This is a genomic window from Achromobacter sp. GbtcB20, from assembly GCF_019091095.1.
In the GTDB taxonomy this organism is placed as follows: Bacteria; Pseudomonadota; Gammaproteobacteria; order Burkholderiales; family Burkholderiaceae_B; genus Achromobacter; species Achromobacter mucicolens.
Genome location: NZ_JAGXJZ010000406.1, coordinates 1 through 310, shown reverse-complemented (window position 1 = coordinate 310; position 310 = coordinate 1). Strand labels below are relative to the sequence as shown.

The 310-nt window shown below is 66.5% G+C and carries 1 pseudogene; it reads right to left on the bottom strand.

Features of this window, described 5'->3' with window-relative positions:
* Positions 1-310, bottom strand: a pseudogene (locus tag KVT32_RS29525) (hypothetical protein); the annotation flags it as partial.

Sequence of the window (310 nt, the reverse complement as noted above, 5' to 3'; positions counted from 1 at the left end):
TCGCCGGCTTCGATCTGGCCACCGAGCGTGAACGTCAGGGTGGTGTCGGCGTCGACCGGCTTGGACAGGGCGACGTTAAAGACAGCGTCGTTGCCTTCATCGACGTCGCCGGCATCCGAGACGGACAGGGTCGGCACGTCTGCGCCCGAACCGTGATCGTCAACAATGACAGCGCTGCCCGAGTCGGTGATGGTGCCAGGCAGCGCGATGCCGCTGGCCGAGCTGCCGGTCAACGTGGCGTCCAGCGTCAGCTGTTCGCGGCCTTCGAAGACGGAGTCATCGGTGGTCGGGACGGTGACCACGATGCCGC